This is a genomic window from Roseomonas sp. TAS13 (genome assembly GCF_001950415.1).
Classification (GTDB): Bacteria; Pseudomonadota; Alphaproteobacteria; order Acetobacterales; family Acetobacteraceae; genus Roseomonas; species Roseomonas mucosa.
Genome location: NZ_BDLP01000295.1, coordinates 1 through 5,628, shown reverse-complemented (window position 1 = coordinate 5,628; position 5,628 = coordinate 1). Strand labels below are relative to the sequence as shown.

The following is a 5,628-nucleotide window of genomic DNA, read 5'->3' as shown; positions in this document are numbered from 1 at the left end:
GCCGCCACGGTGGCGCTGCTGGAGGCCCGGCCGCAGACGCCGCAGGGAACCTCCGGCCAGGTCCGGCGCTTCGCCGCGCCGATGCGCACGGCGACCCGGCACCGCTTCGCCCTGTTCCAGGACCTGCACCGGATGCTCGATGGCGGGCCGGAAAGCGGCCTCTTCGTCGAGATCCAGCCCCGCTACACCGCCGCCGGCAAGGTGCTGACCGGCGGCGAGGCCCTGATGCGCTGGCGCCGGGCCGATGGCCGCCTCGTCCCGCCCGCCGAGTTCATCCCGGTGGCCGAGGAGACCGGGATGATCCGCGGCCTGACCGACCGGCTGCTGGAACAGGTCGCCCCGCTGCTGCCGAAGCTCGCGCCCGGGCAGAGGATCGGCATCAACCTGCCGCCCGTCTGTCTCGCCAACGGCCATTTCGCGGCGCGGCTGGAGGAAAGGCTGGCGCATTGCCGCACCTCCGGCGACCGGCTGGTGATCGAGGTGACCGAGGGCGCGCTGGCCGGGGAGGCCGCGCCGGTGGAGCGCAACCTGATGGCGCTGCGCCGGATCGGCTGCCACATCGCCATCGACGATTTCGGCACGGGCTATTCCTCCCTGTCGCGGCTGCGCGACCTGCCGATCGACGAGCTGAAGATCGACCGCTCCTTCGTCCGGGCCGCCGCCACCAGTCCGCGCGGGGCCGATTTCCTGCGGGCCATCGCCGCCATGGGTCAGGCGCTCGGCCTGCACCTGGTGGCCGAAGGCGTGGAGACGGAGGCCGAGCTCGCCATGGTGCGGCAGGTCGGCTGCCACGAGGTCCAGGGCTGGCTCTGGGGCCGCGCCATGCCGGTGGAACACTTCCTGGCCCTGCCCGCGGCATGATCCGGGCGGCCGCTTTCCCGGATGTTCCGTCGTTGCGCTTCGTGGCGGCCCGCCGGGGGAGAGGCGCCGCCTTTCCCGCCGGACCCCCTCTCCGCCGGGGACCGGAGCCGCTCCGGCCGGCAGCGAAGAGCCAACGAACGGGAGGTCCAGGAACCTCAGGTTCCTGGCGGATAAGGGGGACGGGGGAAAAGGCGGAGCCTTGTCCCCCGGGAAGCGCGGCGCCGAAGGTGAAGCATGACCGATGACCGGCCGACGCTCGCCGTTCCGCCGATCCGGGGCACCACGGCGGTCATGAACAGCCATCCTCCCTTCGGCGTGCCCTGGTCCAGCCCTGCCGCGGCCGGCTTCGATCCCACCCGCTTCGCCCGGGTGCTGAACCGGGCACAGTCGCTGGGCAGCGAGGGGCTGCTGGTGCTGCGGGAGGGCCGCGCGGTCGGCGGCATGGGCAATCCGGCCTGGAAGGCGAATATCCGCTCGATCCGGAAGTCCATCCTCTGCGCCCTGATCGGCATGGCGGTGGCGGAGGGGCGGATGGACCTGTCGGCAACGCTGGAATCCCTCGGCATCGACGATCGCGAGGGGCTCTCGCCGATGGAGCGCGGCGCCACGGTGTACGACCTGCTCACCGCGCGTTCCGGGATCATGCATCCGGCCGGCTACGAGAGCGACTGGATGAAGCAGATCAAGCCGCCGCGCCACGCCTATCCGCCCGGCACGCGCTGGACCTACAACAACTGGGACTTCAACGCCCTCGGCACGATCTACGAGCGCGCGACCGGCCAGGGCATCCCGGAAGCCTTCGCCGGGCGGCTGGCCGCGCCGCTGGGGATGGAGGATTTCGCGGCCGGCGACGCCTTCCATGTGCCATCGCCCGAAAGCCTCCATCCGGCCTATCCGATCCGGCTTTCCGCCCGCGACCTCGCCCGCTTCGGCCAGCTCTGGCTGCAGGAAGGGCGCTGGGGGGAGGAACAGCTCGTGCCGGCGGACTGGGTGCGCGCCTCGGTGCGGCCGGTCTCGGATGCCGGGGATGACGGCGCCTACGGCTACATGTGGTGGCTCTGCCGCGACGGCATCCACCTGCCCGGCGTGATCCTGCCCCGCGATGCCTGTTCGGCGCGCGGCTGGGGCGGGCATTTCCTGCTGGTGGTGCCGAGCCTCGACCTGGTCGTGGTCCATCGCGCGCAGACCGAAACCGAACCCTTCCGCACCGTGAGCAAGCCGGCGATGGGCCTTCTCACCGCCGCGCTGCTCGACTCCCTGGTCTGAGGAAACGCCCCATGGAACTGGATTCGCTGCTGCTGGAACGCCGGGTGGACGCGCTGCTCGCCCCCTGGACGGAGCGCAAGGGGCCCGGCGTGGCGCTGGGCGTGGTGCGGAAGGGGGAGCTGGTGCTGCACCGGGGCGCCGGGCTCGCCAGCATCGAGCACGGCGTGCCGGCCGGGCCGGGCACGCGCTTCCGCATCGCCTCGGTCAGCAAGCAGTTCACCTGCGCCGCGATCCTGATGCTGCGGGAGGAAGGGAAGCTCTCGCTGGACGACCCGGCGCGGCGGCACCTGCCGGAACTGCCCGATCTCGACCCCGGGATCACCGTCGCGCACCTGATGCACAACACCTCCGGCATCCGCGACATGCTGGAGATCCAGCGCCTGGGCGGCGCGGATCTCGGCACGGCGGTCGATTCCGCCACGCTGCTGGAGGGCATCCGCCGCCAGCGCCGGCTGAACTTCGCCCCCGGGTCGCGCTTCCTCTACAGCAACAGCAACTTCCTGCTGCTGGGCCGCATCGCCGAGCACCTGTCCGGCGAGCCGCTGCCCGGCTTCCTGGAACGGCGGATCTTCGCGCCGCTGGGCATGAGCGACACGCGGATGGTGGAGGACCCCTACGAGGCGGTGCCGCGGCTGGCCACCGGCTATCGTCCCGGGGAGGGCGGCGGCTGGGCGCGCGCGCCGCACGGCTTCCGCATCGGCGGCGAGGGCGGGCTGGTCTCCAGCGTCGAGGACCTGGCGCTGTGGGACCGCAACTTCACCACCCGGCGGATCGGCGCGGACTGGCTGGACGCGCTTTCGGAGCAGACGCCCTTCAACAACGGGCGGGAGAACTTCTATGCCCGCGGCCTGATCGTGCGCGGCTATCGCGGCGTGCGGACGGTCAGCCATTCCGGCCTCTGGCCCGGCTACCGCACCGAGTTCCTGCGCGTGCCCGGCCACGAGGTGACGGTGATCGCCATCACCAACGACAGCACCGCCGATCCCGGCGCCCTGGCGAAGCGGGTGCTGGACGTGATCCTGGAGGAACGGCCGGGCATCCGCCCGGCGCGGGCCCTGCCCCCGCCTGGCGAGCTGGAGGCGCTGGCCGGCCGCTACCTGGACCCGGACAGCACCACGACGCTGGACATCGCGGCGACCGGGGATGGCGGGGCCATGCTGTCGCTGAACGGCCTCTCCGTGAAGGCCGTGGTGGCACCGGACGGGCGGCTGATGTCGCCCGCCAGCAGCACCGCGCTCTTCATCCGGCCGCTGGGGCCGGAGCTGATCGAGGTGGAGCAGGATGCCGGGCATGTCGCGCACTGGCACCGCGTGGCCCCCGGCGCCGCCCTGCCGCCCGGCCTCGCCGGCACCTGGCGCAGCGAGGAAATGGACGCGGTCTGGACCATCGCACCGGAAGAGGACTGGCTGGCGGTGCGGGTGCGCGGTCCGGTGGTCTCGGCCGGCCCCTGGCGGGTCGAGGCGGTGGAGGGCGACGTGGTGCGCGTGCATGTGCCCGGCACGCTGATGAATGGCTGGCTGGACGTGCGGCTGCTGCGCGACGCGGCCGGGGCGCCCACGGGGCTGGAGGTCCATGGCGGCCGGGCGAAGCGCGTGGCCTATCAGCGACTCGGCTGAGGTCCCGCGTGGGGATCGTGGCGCCGGAGACTGAAAAGGGGGAAAGGCATGGCCTTTCCCCCCGAAGCAGGAAGAGATTTCCGCGGCCGGGGCTCGTCTCAGCCCTTGCCCGCCTTGGCCTTGGCCAGTTCCTCCTTCACCGCGGCCAGTTCCTCGCGCAGCAGGTCGACCTCGCTCGGCGGGGCGGAGCCTTCGCGGCGCGTGGCGCTGAAGGGGCTGAAGAGGGTCATGGCGCGTTCCATCATCGCCATGTTCTGCTTGCCCAGCTCCTCGAAGCCGGCGAAGGGCGTGGGGAACGGGGTCAGGCCGCCCATCGCCTCCACGGAACGGCGGATCTGCTCCTGCTGCTGGGCGAAGCCGGTCATCACCGTTTCCAGGTAGCGCGGCACCACGGTCTGCATGTTGCCGCCATAGAGGCCGATCAGTTGCCGCAGGAAGGAGGTCGGCAGCATGGCGCTGCCCTTCGATTCCTCCTCGACGATGATCTGCGTCAGCACCGAGCGGGTGATGTCGTCGCCCGACTTGGCATCGTAGACGACGAAGTCGCGCCCGGCGCGGACCATCTGGGCGAGGTCCTCGAGGGTGACGTAGGAGCTGCTCTCGGTGTTATAGAGACGCCGGTTGGCGTATTTCTTCACCACCACCGGTGGCTTGGCCGGCTGGGAAGTTCCCTGGCCGGTCGCCTGACCGGAACCGGCGGTGTCGTCGTCCGGCATTTCGCGGAGCCTCGTGGGTTCGACCATGTGGGCACCCTCCCTGTTCTTTGGGCTTCATGCTAGCCCCACTATGCGGCGGCGCGAAAGGGTTGTGCGCAGGAGGATGGATGTCGCACCCCGATGAGGGGGATCGGGAGCATGAGGCGCGGACGCTGGAACAGCTGGCCGAGGACTGGATCACCCTGTGGCAGACGGAAATCGCCGGATGGATGACCGACCCGGAGCTGGCACGGATGCTGGCCGCCTGGATGTCGCAGGGCGCGGCAGGCTGGGGCGGCGCCCCGCCCGGCGCCCCAGGGGGATTATCCGGGGGATTACCAGGGGGATTACCCGGCGGGAGCCCCAACGGCCCCATGGGCATGCCCGGCGCCGGGTGGCCCGCAGGCGGGTGGCCCACGGGATGGCCCGCCGGGCCTACGCCTCATGAGTTCGGCCCCTTCGCCGCCTTCTTCCGCACCCCGCCGGGGGCCACGCCCCCTGCCCCTCCACCTTCTGCTGGCGGGGTGGCGGGCGCAGCTGGCACTGGCGATGCTTCCGCCGCGCTCGTCGAGATCCTCCTGCGACGCGTGGCAGAGCTGGAGCGGCGCCTGGCCGGTCTCGGCCCGGACGCGGCGGGAGGCGTTGCGCCTGCTGCGCGACCTCGACGCGTCCGGGTCAAGCGCCGATGAGCTGCGGGCCGCGGTGGCACGGCGCCTCCTCGACCTCGATTCGGGGCTGATCGGCGGGCTCGCGGCCTATCGCCGGCACGAACCCCGCCCGGAACGCCCGGAGCATCCCGTCCTCTGGCGGGAAGGCGCCAGCCGGCTGCTGGACCATGCGCCGCCCGGCCAGGACCAAGCCGCCGGCCCTACCCTGCTCTTCGTGCCATCCCTGGTGAACCGCGCCTGGGTGCTGGACCTGATGCCAGGACATTCGATCCTGGCCTGGCTGGCGGAACAGGGCGCGCGCCCGCTGCTGCTGGACTGGGGCTATCCCGGCGCGACGGAGCGGGGGATGGACCTGAGCGGCTTCATCGCCGGGCGGCTGGAGCGCGCCCTGGCGGCACTGCCCGGGCCGGTCGTGCTGGTGGGCTATTGCATGGGCGGGCTGCTGGCCCTGGCGGCGGCGCTGCGGCGGCCGGACCGGGTGCGGGCCCTGGCCCTGCTGGCCACGCCCTGGGACTTCCATGC

General features: G+C 72.2%; 5 protein-coding genes. 4 read left to right on the top strand and 1 reads right to left on the bottom strand.

Translation table 11 applies throughout. The annotated features are described in order from the left end of the window. The 3 genes from ROTAS13_RS18490 to ROTAS13_RS18480 form a co-directional block, all read left to right on the top strand. Positions 1 to 861, top strand: an 861-nt coding sequence (locus tag ROTAS13_RS18490) for an EAL domain-containing protein (RefSeq protein WP_139323435.1), incomplete at its 5' end; no start/stop codon positions are given. A gap of 234 nt (positions 862 to 1,095) precedes the next feature. Continuing rightward, complete coding sequence (locus ROTAS13_RS18485; protein WP_083755603.1) at positions 1,096 to 2,127, top strand: serine hydrolase; 1,032 nt, start codon at positions 1,096 to 1,098, stop codon at positions 2,125 to 2,127. An 11-nt stretch (positions 2,128 to 2,138) separates the two neighbouring features. Next, positions 2,139 to 3,743 carry a serine hydrolase gene (locus ROTAS13_RS18480; protein WP_075823050.1) on the top strand — a complete coding sequence of 535 codons (1,605 nt, stop codon included), beginning with the start codon at positions 2,139 to 2,141 and terminating at the stop codon, positions 3,741 to 3,743. Positions 3,744 to 3,841: 98 nt separating this feature from the next. Here ROTAS13_RS18480 and phaR read toward each other — a convergent pair whose 3' ends face one another. Beyond that, positions 3,842 to 4,486 carry a polyhydroxyalkanoate synthesis repressor PhaR gene (gene phaR, locus ROTAS13_RS18475; RefSeq protein WP_019463040.1) on the bottom strand — a complete coding sequence of 215 codons (645 nt, stop codon included), beginning with the start codon at positions 4,484 to 4,486 and terminating at the stop codon, positions 3,842 to 3,844. A gap of 501 nt (positions 4,487 to 4,987) precedes the next feature. Here phaR and ROTAS13_RS18470 point away from each other — a divergent pair. After that, positions 4,988 to 5,628, top strand: a 641-nt coding sequence (locus ROTAS13_RS18470; RefSeq protein WP_371329202.1) for an alpha/beta fold hydrolase, incomplete at its 3' end; no start/stop codon positions are given.